This is a genomic window from Lipingzhangella rawalii (genome assembly GCF_031628175.1).
In the GTDB taxonomy this organism is placed as follows: Bacteria; Actinomycetota; Actinomycetes; order Streptosporangiales; family Streptosporangiaceae; genus Lipingzhangella_A; species Lipingzhangella_A rawalii.
This window is the reverse complement of sequence record NZ_JAVLVT010000007.1, coordinates 19299-34226: the sequence shown is the minus strand read 5'-3', so window position 1 is coordinate 34226 and position 14928 is coordinate 19299. Positions and strand designations below refer to the sequence as shown.

The window sequence follows — 14928 nt, the reverse complement described above, 5'->3', positions numbered from 1 at the left end:
CTGATGCCCGTGGTGCTGGTGTTTCCGGTGTCGCAACCGCAGGTGGGCCCCGGAGCTGGCGCACGGAGGCTGAACCGAACGCCGGCCCGGGATACTGTGGATTTGGTACGACAGTCATAGCCGGTTGCCAACCGCCACTGTCTGGGCGGGCCGCGGCCGTGGTCGGCCGGCAGGCGCTTGACGCTGACCGGATCTTCGGCTACTCCGAGGGTGACGGCACCACACCAATCCGGTATGTCCAGGTCAGCCCCACCCGGACAACGGGCGCACGGCCCGGTGGGCGGACTGGCCAGCCGGTGGAGGAGCTCATGGCACAGCGGTCACGGTGGCTTCACAACAGCCACGAGGCGTGCAGCCGCCCGGTCCGGGTGATGCGCGGTGGCGGGCGCGGCCCCCTCCAGAGCCTCCAGAGGGGCGGGGTGGTGGTGGGAATGCCGGGTGTGCTTTGACGACAGGGACGGTGGCTGCGGGCCACTCGCGATGCACGTGGCCCGGCTGGTGGGCCGGACTCGGCGCGCACGCGTGGCTGCGGACGGCTGGGAGCACATGGTCAGGAACCGATCGGGGGAGGCTGTGAGTACATCCGGGGACTCGGTCGCCACTCCGGGATACCCGGGGGGCAGCGCACCGACGCTGAACATCGCCAACGTACTCACCATGACCCGACTGGCCATGGTTCCGCTCTTCGTCGTGTGCATGTTCTTCGAGGATCCGCTGTGGCGGTTTGCGGCCTTCACCGTGTTCGTGCTCGCCTCGGTCACGGACCGGATTGACGGGGAGTTGGCCCGCCGGCGCAATCTGGTCACCAACTTCGGAAAACTTGCGGACCCCATCGCCGACAAGGCCCTCACCGGTGCCGCGCTCGTGGTGCTGAGTATGCTCTCCGAGCTCTGGTGGTGGGTAACCCTGGTGATCCTGGGCCGGGAACTGGCCATCACGGCTCTGCGGTACGCGGTCCTGCGGCACGGCGTCATTCCGGCGAGTCGCGGCGGCAAGATCAAGACCGTACTCCAGGTTGTCGCGATCGCAGCGTTCCTCTTCCCGCTGCCGGCAGCGCTTATGATCGTTCCCCAGGTGTTGATGGCAGCCGCTCTCCTGGTCACTGTGATCACGGGGCTGGACTATGTGGTACAGGCCTACCGCCTGCGGCGGGACGCGTCCGGCGGAGTGACGGCCCTGCGGCCCCATCCCAACGCTCAGGACTCCTCCTGAACGGCGGGAAGGACCAGTTATGGACGCCCCTGAGCCCCAGGCTTTGGTGACGCGAACTGCTACGGAAATGCAGCGGCTCCGTGCCACACTCGCGGTGGCGGAGTCCCTGACCGGCGGTCTCATCGGGGCGAGGCTGACGCAGCGCTCGGGCGCGTCGGCCTACTTTCGCGGCGCCGTGGTTTGTTATGCCACTGAGGTGAAGGAACGGGTGCTGGGCGTCTCCCCGCATCTTCTGGCGACCCGTGGCGCCGTCGACCCCATGGTGGCCCAGGCTCTGGCCCTGGGGGTGCGCCAGGTACTCACCGCCGGGTACGGGCTCGCCGTGACTGGAGTAGCCGGGCCCGATCCGCAGGATGGGGTGGCGCCCGGAACCGTCTATGTGGCGGTGTGTGACCCGGAGGGGGAGGTGTCCAGCGTCACCGTGGCGGCCCGGGGCAACCGCGAGGACGTGCGCGAACAGGCGGTACACGCGGCTCTGGAGCTCCTGGTCACCGTTCTCGAACGTGCTCCCGCGGCGGCGTAGGCCTCGATGTGCGATTCCCCGCCATGGCAGCGGGGAACAAACACGAGGGAGGATCGCGTTAACCCTCGAGCGAACAGCCGACGTTGAGGTGCGACGGTCACTCCAGGGACAGGTACGGTATGTGTATGTTGGTCGCTACCGGTGGGAGGGAGCGCGAATGATGGTCCTGCTTCGTCACCTCCTGGGCGAGGTGCTCAGGCAGCTTCGGCAGCGGCAGGGCCGAACCCTCCGTGAGGTGTCGGCTGAGGCCCGGGTGTCGTTGGGGTATCTGTCGGAGATCGAACGTGGGCAGAAGGAGGCGTCGTCCGAACTGCTGGCGTCGGTCTGTGCTGCCCTTGGAGTCCCCCTCTCCCAGGTTCTGCGCGAGGTCGGGGATCAACTGGCGCTGGCCGAGCTGCAAGAGGCAGCGATGCTCTCCCCAGGATCCGTTCCGGCAGCCGAACGGTTCGACATCGGCACCGTTCCGGACCAGCTTCCGGAGGTGCCCGACATGGTCGGGGTCTGAGCCACACCGGCGGTGCCGGGCGCGCTCCATCGGGGTGTGCCCTACCGGCGCGGTCGGGATCGCGCGGCGTAGGCCCGGTCTGGGAAGCCCTGGAGATGGAACCGTCGTGGGAGCCTGCCGGCTGTGCCCGGCAGGCCGGACGCAGGGGACACAGCGGTTCCCCGAGGCCCCGCGTGTGGCATCCATCCCTTCCGCATCCGCGTCATCGCGTGGACCCGGGCGGCCGGCCGGTGACCCGGATTCCCCGAGTGGTCCGGGAACCGGAGGTCGCGGGTGGGCCCCCGGTTCACCCCGATGGGCCGCTGTGCGGGGGCAGATCTAACTGGCCCAGGAGTCCGGGTCCTGGGTGAGGTCCTGGATCGTTCCGGGAAGTTCACCCGTGGCGATGTGTTCCAGGGTGACCGACTCCAGGATCGCACGCTCGTTGGCGCGCAGGGCGATCCAGACGCGCTGGAGACTGCGTGCCGCACCGCCGTAGTCCACGTGCTCGGGCCGTTCCCCCCGAACGTTCGCCAGCGGCCCGTCAACCGCGCGGATCACGTCGGCCAGCGAGGTGTCCGCGGGCGGTTTGGCGAGCCAGTACCCGCCAACCGGACCACGTTGGCTGCGAACGAGCCCCGCTCTACGGAGCTGCGTCAGAATGTTCTCCAGGAACTTTCCGGGGATGGCCTGGGCGCGTGCGAGCTGTTCGGCGGTCACCGGACCGCCGTCGGCTGCGGCCAATTCGGCCGCGGCACGCAGGGCATAGTCAACTCGTGCGGACAGACGCATATCGCGATTATCTCGCGCTTCCCGCCCGCTCCTGTGCATCGCCCGCGTGCGAATGCTGGCATGGTGCACAGGGTCGGGCCTGTTCGACGTTCAGCGGGCGTGAATTCCACCCTAATGGGAGCGGGTGTGGGCCCGCGCCTATGGGGTCGTTCGTCAGTGCACGGGCGCGGCCACCCGCGTGCGCAGGACCTCCGCCGCGCCCTGGGCATTGACACGGGCGGCCCCATAGGTGCGGATATAGGCACGACATTGCGGCCGCCACACCGGAACCCCCATGTCCACCACGACCGTGTCCGGATACGCCTGGCACACCTCGGTCACCAGGTTGCGTGTGTCCTCGTGGCGGTGCGCGTCTCGGACTACGAGGACCAGGGGACGGTCACCCACCGCAGCGCGTACCTCGTCCACAGTGGTGTGTTCGGGGCGCAGGCGCCGTGTTTCGGGGAACCAGGGGCCAAGCCCCCAGGGCACCTCACCCACCGCCGCCATTGGTGGCACGTCCAGTTCCACGACCACGGGCCCCTCGGGGTGATTGAGGTCCGGTAGATCCCCCTCCACCGTCAGTGCACGGCGGGCACCGTCGAGCCCACTCGCCCGCTCGTGGGTCGGTGGGGTCACGGTCGGGGTGGGGGAGCGGAGCGTGGCGACACGGGATGCTGCTTCCTCCAGGCGTTCGCCCGGGAGGCGCCCAGAGCGCACCGCCGTGGTGATGGCCTCCCGTACCGTGGCGATGTCCGTGTCGTAGATGTAGCGGCCCAGGCACAACAGGTCGCAACCGGATTCGAGGGCCCGTACCGCAGCCTCGGGGACTCCGATGTCGGCGGAGACTCCCCGCATCTCCAGGGCATCCGAGATCACCACCCCCGTAAACCCCAGCTGTTTCCGGAGAAGGTCCGTGACCACGGCACGGCTGAGGGTGGCGGGCCCGGTGAGCCCCAGGGACGGGAGCTGGATGTGCGCGGTGAGGATACTGGCCACTCCCGCGTCGATTGCCGTTCGGAACGGCTGTAGCTCCCGGCTGTGGAGCAGGTCGGGGGCGGCGTCAACGACGGGAAGAACCTCGTGGGAGTCCTGGTGGGTGGCTCCGTGGCCGGGAAAGTGTTTCGCGCACGCCGCCACCCCCGCACTCTGAAGTCCGGACACCGCGGCGGCCGCGTGGCGGGCGACCAGGTCGGTGTCGGAGCCGAAAGAGCGGGTCCCGATCACCGGGTTGTCCTCGGCGACATTGACATCCACGGAGGGAGCGAGGTCGAGGGTGACACCCAGATCGGCGAGCTCGGTGGCGAGGGCGTGATGGACCCGCCGGGTCAGCTCGAGGTCGTCCACGACTCCCAAGGCGGCATTGCCCGGGTAGGCGCTGCCCTGGAGGTGGCCAATCCGGGTCACGTCGCCTCCCTCCTCGTCGAGCGAGACGATCGGGGCCTCTGCCGCACGGTTCAGGTGGGACACCAAGGAAGACACCTGCTCTGGGCTGGCGATGTTGTTGTGAAAGAGACAGACCCCGGCAAAGCCCTCCGCGAGTCCGTCCAGGAGCCAGCGTGGGGCCTCGGTTCCGGGGAAGGGCACGAGGAGGGTCGCGTTGGCGAGTCGGTCCAGGGTGGCGTCTTGTGACATCTCGAGGTTTCATCCGTTCACGTTGTCCACGCGTCAACGCGGCGTGGGGTGGACTGGGGCGCGGACCGTCGGCTCCGGACATGTGGCGCCGCGCGCCGGGTGGGGCCCTGGCGGCGCGCGGCGCCCGGCGGTCAACGGGCCGGGGAGGAGGGGCTAGCCCTTGACCGCCCCCATGGTGAGTCCGGAAACCATGCGTTTCTGCACGAACAGGAAGAACAGCATGACCGGGAGCGTGAGCAGGGTTGAGGCGGCCATGATGGCCCCCCACTCGGTTCCGGTGCGGCCGAAGTAGTAGGACAGGGACAAGGGCAGGGTGTAGTACTCGGTGCTGCGGCCCAGGAAGGTCAGGGCCACGATGAACTCGTTCCAGGCTGTGATGAAGGCGAAGATGCTGGCGGCGATGAGGCCCGGTGCCACCAGCGGCATGAGGATGCGCCAGAAGATCGTCCAGCCGCTCGCTCCGTCGATGGCTGCTGCCTCCTCCAGTTCGGGAGGAACCGCGGCGACAAAGCCCCGCAGCATGATGATGGTGATGGGCAGGGCCACGGCCAGGTACACGACCAGCATTCCGCTGAGGTTGCCCAGCAGCTCCAGCCCGGTGGCGTCGCTGAGGTGCCGGAAGTTGAGGAACAGCGAGATGATGATCGCTTCCATGGGCACCATCTGGATCAACATCAGCAGCATGATGAACGCCGAGCGCAGCCGGAACTTGAACCGTGCCACGGCGACAGCCGCCATGAGGGCGAACACCGCGGCCATCGCGGTCGAACCGACGGTCACGATGAGGCTGTTGATCAGGAAGTCCCAGAACCGTACCCCCGGCAGTAGCTGTCCCGACAACACCCGGTCGAAGTGGTCGAAGGTGATGCGGGTCGGGAACAGGGTGGGTTCGCGGGTGAAGATCTCGCCCTGGGGACGGAACGCGGTGGCCGCCATCCAGTAGACGGGGAAGACGGCGAAGATCAGGACCACGACTCCGGCTCCGTACAGGCCGACCGACCGCAGTGCCTTGCGCGGGCTCATCGGGTTTCTCCCTGTCGGATCATCATGCGCAGGTAGTAGGCGGAGACGATGAGGATCAGGATGGTCATCGTCACGGCCAGGGCCGATCCCATGCCGTAGTCCGGCGGGTTGTCTCGGAATCCCTGCTGGTAGATGTAGTAGGACAACAGGTACACATCGCGGTTTTGGAATCCGCCCGCGAGGATGTAGAGCTGGGTGAAGATCCGGAAGTTCCAGATGATCTGGAGGACCAACAGCAGGGCGAACAGGGGGCGCAGCACGGGGTAGGTGATGCTCCAGAACTGGCGCCATGCACTCGCCCCGTCAACGCGCGCCGCCTCGTAGAGTTCGTAGGGAACACTCTTCAGGCCGGCCAGCACCGTGACGGCGACGAAGGGGAAGCCCTGCCAGATGATGATCATGGCCAGGATGGTGAAGAGGGACAGCGGCTGGAGGAACCAGTTGAAGGTGGTCCAGAACTCACCCCAGCGCGTACCGACCAGCCATTCCGGGAAGTTGGCCAGCGTGTAGTTGACGAGGCCGCGTTCGGGGAGGAACAGCCAGCGGTAGATCAGGGAGGCACTGATCTGCGGGGTGGCCCAGGCGAGCATCATTCCGGTGGCCACGACGGTGGAGAACCACCGCGGTAGCTTGTGCAGCAGGAGGCCCACCAGGGTGCCCAGGGTGAGTACCCCGGCCACCATCGCGATCACGACCAGCACCGTGTTCCGGAAGATGGTCCAGAACTCGGCGTCGGTGAGCAGCTGGCGGTAGTGCTCGAAGTTGTTCCACTCCGGCGCGTCTCCGCGGGCCAGATCCGGCAGGGTGTAGTCGCTGAGGGAGTACCAGACCATCTGGATGATCGGCCACAGTAGGACGACACTCAGGATGATCAGGGGAGCAGCGATCAGAAGGTAGGGCGTGGGAATGACGCTGAGCAGCCGCAGCGGGGCGGGTGGGCGTCGTTCGGCGCGCGTCGTGGCGGCCGGTGCGGTGGATTCAGCCATAGTCATCTCGCGAGCGGAGGCAGGGGCTGGTGCCGCCCAGGGAGGGGCGGCACCAGCCCGCGGGTCGGTGGGAGGTCCTAGTCGGTCTCCTGGTTGAGGACCTCGGTGAGCTCCTCATTCGCCTCGGCGAGCCGCTCCTCGGCGTTGTCTCCGTCCGCGATGTCCAGCACCGCGCCCGGGATGATCTTGCCTTCGAAGTCGGCATCGGTCCAGTTCGGCGTGGCCGGGAAGTACCGCTGGTTCTCCAACTGCTCCGCCGAGGCCTGGGCGACCTCGTCCTCCTGGAACTGTGGTTCGTCCAGCAGCTCCGGGTAGGCGGGGAAGAAGCCGGTGTACTCGGCCCAGGTTGCGGCCATGTCCTTGGAGGCCCAGGTGGACAGCAATTCGAAGGCGAAGTCCGGGTCGTCAGCCGTGCTGAACACGGTCAGGTTGGATCCACCGGCGAAGGCCGGGGCCATCCCGTCGACACCGGGGATCGGAGCTGCCCCCAGGTTGTCCACCATGTCCGGGTCCTCGGCCTGGTCCGCGATCTCGTCGAAGGCCCAGTTCCCGTCGATGTACATGCCCAGCTCACCATTGGCGAGGTCTGCCTGGGCGATCAGTTCGTTCTCTCCCGTGTAGACGGGGGAGAAGTCGTTCGTCAGGTCCGTGTAGAACTCGATGGCCTCCACGGTGGCCGGGTCGGTGAGTTGCCCCTCCCACTCGGCGCCGTCCTCGCTGGTGGCGATTTCCCCGCCGTTGCTCCAGATGAAGCTGGCGATGCCGTTGGTGAAGTCGGTGGGGGCGCCGAAGCCGAGCACTCCGTGTTCGTCCTCGATGTCCTCGGCCACCTCGACCAGCTCGTCCCAGGTTTCCGGGGCGTCGTGCCCCAGATCCTCCAGCCAGTCGGCTCGGTAGATCAGGGTGCGCACGGCCAGGTGGAGAGGAACCGAGTACTGCGTGTTCTCGTAGGAGCCGTAGTCCATGGCCTCCTGGTTGATGTCCTCAGCCTCGTCCCAGTCGGCCACGTACTCGTCGAGGTCGAGGATGGCCCCCTGGACGGCCCAGTTGGACACCTGGTCGTTTCCGGCTTCCAGGACGTCCGGGGCGTCGCCGCCGGCGAGCGCGTTGGTGATGGAGTCCTGGGCCTCGTCCCACGGGATGTACTCGACGTTGAGGGAGGTGTCGGGATAGTCCTGCGACCACTCGTCGCGGAGTTCCTCGAAGAACTCCTCGCTCTCCTCGGTGGCTCCGCCCATGGTCCAGATTGTGAGTTCTTCCGGAGCGTCCCCGGGATCGACGTCGCCGCCGTCGCCGTTACCTGCGCAGGCGGTGGCGAAGACCAGCGCGGAACCTGCTGCTGCGATGTGTGTGAGTCTCACCTGATTCTCCCTTCACGATCGCCCACGCCAAGCGGCTAGCTTCGCGAGTAACGCCCCCCGGTCGATGTCTCGTCGGCCACGAACGCTGTGCGGGCTTCGTAACTTGTGCGGGATTCGTGCTTGAGTGGCACGTGATGTGCCGGAGCCGACCTGGAGCCACGCCAGACACAGGGGCCTGGTGCCCTCCAAGTGGGCGATGGGTGTTTAAACTAACAAGAAACTTTCCTAATAAATAGGGATGGGAGTGTCACGGTTATGTCTCGACGTCCGGGCACGCCGCGATTGCTGCGACAGCTCAACGACCGCGCCGCGTTGGAGCTGTTGATGTCCACCGGACCGTTGACGCGGACCCAGCTCGGACAGGCGACGGGACTGTCGAAAGTGACAGCCTCCCAGCTGCTGTCCCGACTCCAGGAACGCGAGCTGGTCCACATCGTCGGTGCGCAGGCGGGCGGACGGGGGCCGAACGCCGCGCTGTACGACGTGGTTCCCAGTAGTGCCTACGTTGCGGGACTGGATGTGGGGCCAACCGAGGTCACGGCCGAGGGGCCCCAGCAGGTGACCGCGGCGATCGCCGATATCACCGGCCAGGTGGTCACCGAGTCGACCATCGATCTCGCCGGGGAGTCCGATCCGGTGTCCGCGGTGCACACCACGGTCATGCGGCTGGTGGAACGAGCGGAGGTTCCGCTGGACCGGCTGCGGGCCTTCGTGATCGGCACGCCGGGTGTCGTGGATCCACGAACTGGCGATATCCGATTCTCGTTCAACCTGCCGTCCTGGCACGAGGGAGTGTTGGAACTCCTCCGGGCCGACCTCCAGCGCTCGGTCATCATCGAGAACGACGTCAACCTGGCGGCGTTCGCGGAACGGTCCCTGGGGGCGGCTCGAAACACCGACGACTTCGTGTTGCTGTGGATCGGGGCCGGTGTCGGTATGGCCATCATGCTTGGCGGGCAGCTCCATCGTGGTCACGCCGGAGGCGCCGGCGAGATCGGCTGGCTGCCCGTACCTGGGGCGCCCCTGCCCGAAGAGGTTGGCCTGCCGGAGGGGTACCACGGGCACGGCGAACCCGCGCCACACCCGGCCTTGGGCTATGGCCTTCAGTCCCTGATCGGTGCCCGGGCGACCTGCGCCCTCGCCGCGGAGCACGGACTGCCCTCCGACAGCGTGTCCGTCGCTTTCACCGCGGCCCGGTCCGGCACGGACGGAGGCGAGGCGTTCCTGGACGAGATGAGCCGTCGGATCGCGCGGGCTGTCACCGCGGTCTCCGTGATCCTCGACCCCGGGCTGATCGTTCTGGGGGCCGACGTCGTTCGCGCCGGTGGCGACGACCTGGCGCAGCGGATTCGCCAGGAGACCCGGCGGCTGGGACTTGAGGCCCCCGATATCCAACTCAGCCAGGTGGATGGGAACCCGGTGCTGCGTGGCGCCGTCCTCTCCGCCCTGGACGCGGCCCGGGAGGAGCTGTTCAGCACCACGACCGAGTGACTCCTGGGGACAGCGCACGGCGTCGGCCGCCGCGGTCAGGCCGCGGCGAGGTCACGCAGCATGGCGATCCGGGGAGCCACCCCGATTCCAGCTGCCATTTCCGCGTCCCACTGTGCCGTCAACTGTGGGCCCCACCGGCCCCGATCCAGTTCTTGGAAACCCAGACGTGCATACCACGGGCCGTTGAACGCCACCTCGGCGAACGTCGTCAATGTGATCCAGCGATATCCCCGCCCCCGCGCCGCGCCACAGGCGGCGTCGACCAGTGCGCTGCCCACACCACGACGCCCGTACCGGGGATGCACACTGATTTCCTGGAGGTGGGCATGGGCGTCCAGTTCGACCAGCTGGACGAATCCGACCGGATCAGGCCTGGCCCCGGGAAGCTCCGCGACGAGCACCCACCGCGCCTCGACGAGCTCGGCCTCGGGGTCGTCCGGGGGCAGGTGCAGGCCGACCTCTGCGAACAGGGTCATAGCCGACCGGGCGATCTCCGCCAGCCGGGGCGCGTCTCCCGGGCAGCCGTCCCGGATCCGCAGGCGTTCCATGCCAACCTCCGCGCTACTCGTCCCTTCGAGGAAGGTGCCGGACCCTGCCCCGGGAACGCCACCGGTTTTTTGGGCGGTGTGGCTCGCTCCCGCTGCGGGCGCGGGTCCGACCCAGGGGCAGCTCACCGCCGGAACCGGAGTGCCCTGGGGGTGGGATGGAATCCGGCCTCGCGCAGCATCGGGGACAGTTCGGTGTCGAACACCACCCGGCCGTCGACCCGTTCCACGGCCACAGAATCCAGTGACCCGGTGCGCACGGACTCGACCAGGGATTCCACCCCACGCCGCAGCTGCTGTCGGGGCGCACCGAACGTGAGGATGCTGGTTCCGCCACGCTCCACGAACAACACGAGATCGCCGTCCTCCAGGACCACCACCGCCCCGGCTCGACGTCCGGGACGTGCCGAGGACGGCGATCGTGGCCATGCCAGGGCCGCTCCGTACACATTGGCGGGGTCGGCCGCCGCGAGTACCAGCGCCGTCGTCCCGGAACGGCCGGTGTTCTCCTGGCCGGCCCCAGAAGGCGGAACAGTCCCCTCCTCCGCCGCCGACCCCCGGGGAGTGTTGGCCACTGCGCGAAGTCGGTCCACCGCGCCCGCCAGTGCGAACTGGGCCGCACCCAGACCCGCAACGAAGTATCCCCGCCTGGCGTGTCCCGCCTCCTCGAACTGCCGCAGTACGGGGTAGTAGCGCGCAAATCCGCCGCTGGCCGAGCGCCGCCCGAGCTCGGCGGCGAACACACCCCGACTGACCAGGCCGTGGCGATCCAGCAGTGCCGCGGTGCGGGCATGGGCGCGGCGGGTCGCGTCCGCACCATGGTCCTCCCGGTGCGGAAGCGACCACCAGCGCCCGGCCCCCGTGGGCGGGACACTGGGAGTCACCGGGCCGTGCCGCGGGATCCGGCCACGTGCCCGGCGCCGTGGCCGCGCTGCGGGCGCCAACCCCCCTGCACCGAGCAGGGCCCGGATGGGGGACAGGCTGTCGTTGCTGACGTAACCGGCCCAGGCCAGCTCCCACACCGCAGCCAGCACGTCGCCCTGGGGCACCGCCGGCCAGTCCAGGAGATCCCGTACCGCGGGAACCAGGTCCCGAACGAACATCCCTCCTCGGGTGCGCAGCGTGGACAGGACCGCATCCCGCAGTGGAGCGGCTTCCAGGGGCTGGGGTTCCGGCGCGACCAGCTCGATCTCGTCCGTGGGCACCAGGCACAACCAGCCATCCCCACCGGACAGCCCGCCACAGCCCACCCACGCCACCGCACCGGACACGGTCAGTTCGTCCAGCTGGCTCGGAGCGTAGTCCCCGACCCGCGCCGGAAGGACCAGGGACTCCAGTGCCGATGCGGGAATCGGTGCTCCGCGCAGCAGGTCCACCGCATCCAGAACGGCCTGCGGCCCCCGCGGGCGGCTCCCGGCCGGCGCAACCCCCTGCCAGGACGGGACGAACCGCGCCAGCGCCCGTTCGTCCACCGGCTCCGCCTCCCGGCGCAGCCGTGCCGCCGAGGCTCGCCGCAGCCGCCGCAGCACGGCGATGTCACACCACTCCGTGCCCTGGCCGTGGGGCCGGAACTCCCCGGACACCACCAGCTGGTCGGTCTCCAGACCACGCAGAACCTCCCGGGCCGCCTCTGCCTCCACCCCGAATCGCGCACACACCTCCTCGGTGTGGAACGGACCCCGCGACCGGGCGAACCGGGCAACCAGTTCCCGCAGCGGGTCGGCCACCGCCGTGGTGAACACGGCGTAACTCCCGGCGTGCTCGCCGGCGTTTAGCCAGGCTGGAAGGTCGGCCCCGACCCCGTCCCGCAGCCGCGCCGCATCTTCGACCGCGGCCCACCACTCGGCACCGGCGAAGCACACCCGAATCACACGGCCTTGCTCGGCGAGTTCGGTTAACCACTCCAGAGCCACCCCGCGTTCCCGTGCTTCTGCGCAGGTCAGCGGGCCGATTTCACGGAGGAGGTCCGCCGTGTGTTCGGGGCCGCGGGGATGCAGGGCCGCAGGTCGTCGTTGCAGCTGCTCCTCGATCTCGCTGAGAACGTCGGGCTCCAGGAGTTCCCGCAGCCCGGCCTGCCCCAGGAGGTCGGCGAGGAGCTGGGAGTCCAGGGTCAACGCCTGTGCCCGCTGTTCCGCGACCGGGGCGTCGCCCTCGTAGAGGAAGCTGGCCGTGTACTCCATCAGTAACGACTGTGCGAAGGGGGACGCGCGTGGGGTCTCTGCCGTGACGATGCGCATCCGGCGGCTGGCGAGGTCGGACATGACCTGGCGCAGTCCCGGGACGTCGAACACATCCCGCAGGCACTCGCGCATCGCCTCCGCCAGGATGGGAAACGAACCGTGCCGTCGGGCCACCGCAAGGAGCTGGCTGGAGCGCTGGCGCTGCTGCCACAGCGGCATTCGCTGCCCCGGACGTCGCGGCGGCAACAGCAGGGCCCGGCCCGCAGCCTCCCGGAACCGTCCGGCCAGCAGAGCGGATCCGGACAGTTCGGTGGTGACCACATCCTCAACCTCGTCCGGAGCGAAGGTGAGCAGCCGGTCCAACGCGGCCTCGTCCAGGCCGTCGGTGTCGGGAAGGCGCAGGATGATCCCGTCGTCTCCGTACACGACCTTGGCGTCCACACCCAGGTCTGCGCGGATCCGCGCCGTGATGGCCAGTCCCCACGGGGCGTGTACCCGGGCTCCCAGCGGGGAGTGGACCACGACCCGCCAGTCGCCCAGCTCATCGCGGAACCGTTCCACCACCAGGGTGCGGTCATCGGGAATCGCTCCCGTGGCGTCATGCTGCTCCGCCAGATACTCCAGCAGGTTTTGGCTGGCCCACGGGTCCAATCCGGCCGAACGCAGCCGTGCGGTGGCCTCCGTCGCCTCCCCGGGGGGACGCTGCGCGGCGCCCAGCTCCACCAGCTCGCGGTGCAGCCGTCCCAGGGCTCGGCCCAACTCGACCGGACGACCCATGGTGTCCGCACGCCAGAACGGTAGCCGGCCCGCGCGACCCGGTGCCGGCGACACCAGCACACGATCCGCGGTGATCTCCTCGATGCGCCAAGAGCTCGCACCCAGGGTGAACACGTCGCCAACCCGCGATTCGTACACCATCTCCTCGTCGAGTTCCCCGACCCGTGTGGGACCCGATCCCGCGGTTCCGGCGAGATGAACCGCATACGCGCCCCGGTCCGGGATGGTTCCGCCGCTCGTGGTCGCAAGGCGCTGTGCCCCCGGCCGGCCACGCAGCAGGTCAGTCTCCCGATCCCATACCAACCGGGGACGCAGCGTGGCGAACTCGGACGGTGGATAAGCCCCGGACAGCAGGTCCAGTACTCCGTGCACGGCAGCGTCGGACAGTTCACCGAACGGGGCGGCACGCCGCACGAGCTCCGTCAACGCGGGAACGGACCATTCGTCCATCGCGACCATCGCCACGATCTGCTGGGCGAGCACATCCAGCGGATTACGTGGCATACTCAGCGCCTCGATCTCTCCGCTCCGCATCCGTTCCGCCACCGCCATCATGGACAGGAGCTCCCCACGAAAACGGGGAAACAGGACTCCGCGCGAAGCCGCTCCCACCTGGTGACCGGCCCGGCCCACGCGCTGGAGCCCGGCGGCCACCGACGGCGGGGTGGATACCTGGATCACCTGGTCCACCGCCCCCATGTCGATTCCCAGCTCTAGGCTGGAGGTGGCCACCACCGCGGGTAGGCGCCCCGCCTTGAGTTCCGCCTCGATCGTGGCCCGCTCCGACTTGGACACCGAGCCGTGGTGGGCCCGAGCTACCACAGGCTCTGTCCCGTGTGATGTTCCGGAACTGCCTATGACCTGTGCGGGTGGCCCGTCGGCAGCTCCGGGGGCCGGGGATGGGTCGTGCTGCGCGGCGAGCTCGTTGAGGCGCCCGGACAGCCGTTCGGCCACGGTCCGGGCATTGGTGAACACGATCGTGGACCGGTGGATGCGGACCAGGTCCAGGATCCGGCGCTCCACGTGCGGCCACACCGAGGCGCGGGCCTTGCTCGCGGTGTCGTCGTCCGCACGGGACGGGTCCACGGCCCGTTCCAGGTGGCGCAGGTCTGGAACCGGGACCTCGATGCGCAGGTCCACGTTCGGTGCACTGGACGGGGCCACCACGGTCGCCCTCCGGGAGCGCTGTTCGGGCTGGCCCGTGAGGAAACGGGCGACCTCGTCCACCGGTCGAACCGTGGCCGACAGGCCGATGCGTTGGGCTGGGCGTTCCACCAGGGCATCCAGACGCTCCAGGGTCAGCGCCAGGTGTGCTCCCCGCTTCGTTCCGGCCAGGGCGTGAATCTCGTCGACGATCACCATCTCCACGCCGCCGAGCCCGCGACGCGACTGGGATGTGAGGACCAGAAAGAGGGACTCGGGCGTTGTGACCAGCACATCCGGAGGGCGGCTTCCCAGGCGTCGCCGCTGCGCCGCGGGCGTGTCCCCGGTACGCATACCCACGGTCACCTCGGTGTGCTCCTCGCCACGGCGGCGACGCGTCGCGCCCAACTCGGCCAAGGGGTGCTGGAGGTTGCGTTCGATATCGCTGGCCAGGGCCTTCAACGGAGATACGTAGACGACGCGGCACCGGCTCGTGGGCTCCGTGGGCGTGGGGGTTGTGGTCAGCCGGTCCAGCTGCCACAGGAACGCGGCGAGGGTCTTGCCCGAGCCGGTGGGCGCGACCACCAGGACGTCGTTACCGGAGCTGGTGGCATTCCAGGCCTGAGCCTGGGCCACGGTGGGACCCTGTGGGAACGTGCGGGTAAACCATTCCCGGGTCGCTGCGGAGAATCGTCCCAGTGGATCGTCGTTCGGGTTGGCGTCGGCGGTCATGTCACCCAGTCTCGCTGCTGCCGGGGACAACCGGCGGTGAAGCAGCGCCGTGGAAACGGACACGG

At 68.8% G+C, this 14928-nt stretch carries 11 protein-coding genes; 4 read left to right on the top strand and 7 right to left on the bottom strand.

The window, feature by feature from the left end; translation table 11 throughout:
• Positions 1 to 573: 573 nt before the first annotated feature.
• From pgsA to RIF23_RS15415, 3 genes are all read left to right on the top strand, one after another.
• On the top strand, positions 574 to 1212 hold the full coding sequence (gene pgsA / locus RIF23_RS15425; protein ID WP_407659481.1) for a CDP-diacylglycerol--glycerol-3-phosphate 3-phosphatidyltransferase: 639 nt from the start codon (positions 574 to 576) through the stop codon (positions 1210 to 1212).
• Positions 1213 to 1231: 19 nt separating this feature from the next.
• On the top strand, positions 1232 to 1735 hold the full coding sequence (locus tag RIF23_RS15420) for a CinA family protein (RefSeq protein WP_310913253.1): 504 nt from the start codon (positions 1232 to 1234) through the stop codon (positions 1733 to 1735).
• Between the two features lie 157 nt (positions 1736 to 1892).
• The gene (locus tag RIF23_RS15415; RefSeq protein ID WP_310913252.1) at positions 1893 to 2240 is read left to right on the top strand and encodes a helix-turn-helix domain-containing protein; all 348 of its coding nucleotides are present in this window, start codon (positions 1893 to 1895) and stop codon (positions 2238 to 2240) included.
• A gap of 318 nt (positions 2241 to 2558) precedes the next feature.
• Here the strand turns inward: RIF23_RS15415 and RIF23_RS15410 are convergent, their stop codons facing one another.
• The 5 genes from RIF23_RS15410 to RIF23_RS15390 form a co-directional block, all read right to left on the bottom strand.
• On the bottom strand, positions 2559 to 3011 hold the full coding sequence (locus tag RIF23_RS15410; protein ID WP_310913251.1) for an RrF2 family transcriptional regulator: 453 nt from the start codon (positions 3009 to 3011) through the stop codon (positions 2559 to 2561).
• A 153-nt stretch (positions 3012 to 3164) separates the two neighbouring features.
• Positions 3165 to 4625, bottom strand: coding sequence for a glycoside hydrolase family 3 protein (locus RIF23_RS15405; RefSeq protein WP_310913250.1), 1461 nt, complete (start codon positions 4623 to 4625; stop codon positions 3165 to 3167).
• Between the two features lie 153 nt (positions 4626 to 4778).
• The gene (locus RIF23_RS15400) at positions 4779 to 5648 is read right to left on the bottom strand and encodes a carbohydrate ABC transporter permease (protein ID WP_310913249.1); all 870 of its coding nucleotides are present in this window, start codon (positions 5646 to 5648) and stop codon (positions 4779 to 4781) included.
• Positions 5645 to 6634: a carbohydrate ABC transporter permease gene (locus RIF23_RS15395; protein ID WP_310913248.1), complete on the bottom strand. Its 990-nt coding sequence runs from the start codon at positions 6632 to 6634 to the stop codon at positions 5645 to 5647. Before RIF23_RS15395 ends, RIF23_RS15400 begins: the two co-directional genes overlap by 4 nt.
• A gap of 77 nt (positions 6635 to 6711) precedes the next feature.
• Positions 6712 to 7995 (bottom strand): extracellular solute-binding protein, encoded by a 1284-nt coding sequence (locus tag RIF23_RS15390; RefSeq protein ID WP_310913247.1) that lies wholly within the window; start codon positions 7993 to 7995, stop codon positions 6712 to 6714.
• A 255-nt stretch (positions 7996 to 8250) separates the two neighbouring features.
• Between RIF23_RS15390 and RIF23_RS15385 the strand changes: the two genes are divergently transcribed.
• On the top strand, positions 8251 to 9486 hold the full coding sequence (locus RIF23_RS15385; protein ID WP_310913246.1) for an ROK family transcriptional regulator: 1236 nt from the start codon (positions 8251 to 8253) through the stop codon (positions 9484 to 9486).
• 35 nt (positions 9487 to 9521) lie between these two features.
• Here RIF23_RS15385 and RIF23_RS15380 read toward each other — a convergent pair whose 3' ends face one another.
• Together RIF23_RS15380 and RIF23_RS15375 are read right to left on the bottom strand one after the other, a co-directional pair.
• A complete protein-coding gene (locus RIF23_RS15380) occupies positions 9522 to 10034 on the bottom strand; it encodes a GNAT family N-acetyltransferase (protein WP_310913245.1) in 513 nt (170 codons plus the stop codon).
• 122 nt (positions 10035 to 10156) lie between these two features.
• Positions 10157 to 14863, bottom strand: a complete 4707-nt coding sequence (locus tag RIF23_RS15375) for a DEAD/DEAH box helicase (RefSeq protein WP_310913244.1) — start codon at positions 14861 to 14863, stop codon at positions 10157 to 10159.
• Between the last annotated feature and the right edge of the window lie 65 nt (positions 14864 to 14928).

What these genes read in the sequence shown, in the direction of transcription:
- RIF23_RS15420 (WP_310913253.1), top strand. Translation starts at nt 1,232, where the DNA reads ATGGACGCCCCTGAGCCCCAGGCTTTGGTGACGCGAACTGCTACGGAA.
- RIF23_RS15415 (WP_310913252.1), top strand. Translation starts at nt 1,893, where the DNA reads ATGATGGTCCTGCTTCGTCACCTCCTGGGCGAGGTGCTCAGGCAGCTT.
- RIF23_RS15410 (WP_310913251.1), bottom strand. Translation starts at nt 3,011, where the DNA reads ATGCGTCTGTCCGCACGAGTTGACTATGCCCTGCGTGCCGCGGCCGAA.
- RIF23_RS15405 (WP_310913250.1), bottom strand. Translation starts at nt 4,625, where the DNA reads ATGTCACAAGACGCCACCCTGGACCGACTCGCCAACGCGACCCTCCTC.
- RIF23_RS15400 (WP_310913249.1), bottom strand. Translation starts at nt 5,648, where the DNA reads ATGAGCCCGCGCAAGGCACTGCGGTCGGTCGGCCTGTACGGAGCCGGA.
- RIF23_RS15395 (WP_310913248.1), bottom strand. Translation starts at nt 6,634, where the DNA reads ATGGCTGAATCCACCGCACCGGCCGCCACGACGCGCGCCGAACGACGC.
- RIF23_RS15385 (WP_310913246.1), top strand. Translation starts at nt 8,251, where the DNA reads ATGTCTCGACGTCCGGGCACGCCGCGATTGCTGCGACAGCTCAACGAC.
- RIF23_RS15380 (WP_310913245.1), bottom strand. Translation starts at nt 10,034, where the DNA reads ATGGAACGCCTGCGGATCCGGGACGGCTGCCCGGGAGACGCGCCCCGG.
- RIF23_RS15375 (WP_310913244.1), bottom strand. Translation starts at nt 14,863, where the DNA reads ATGACCGCCGACGCCAACCCGAACGACGATCCACTGGGACGATTCTCC.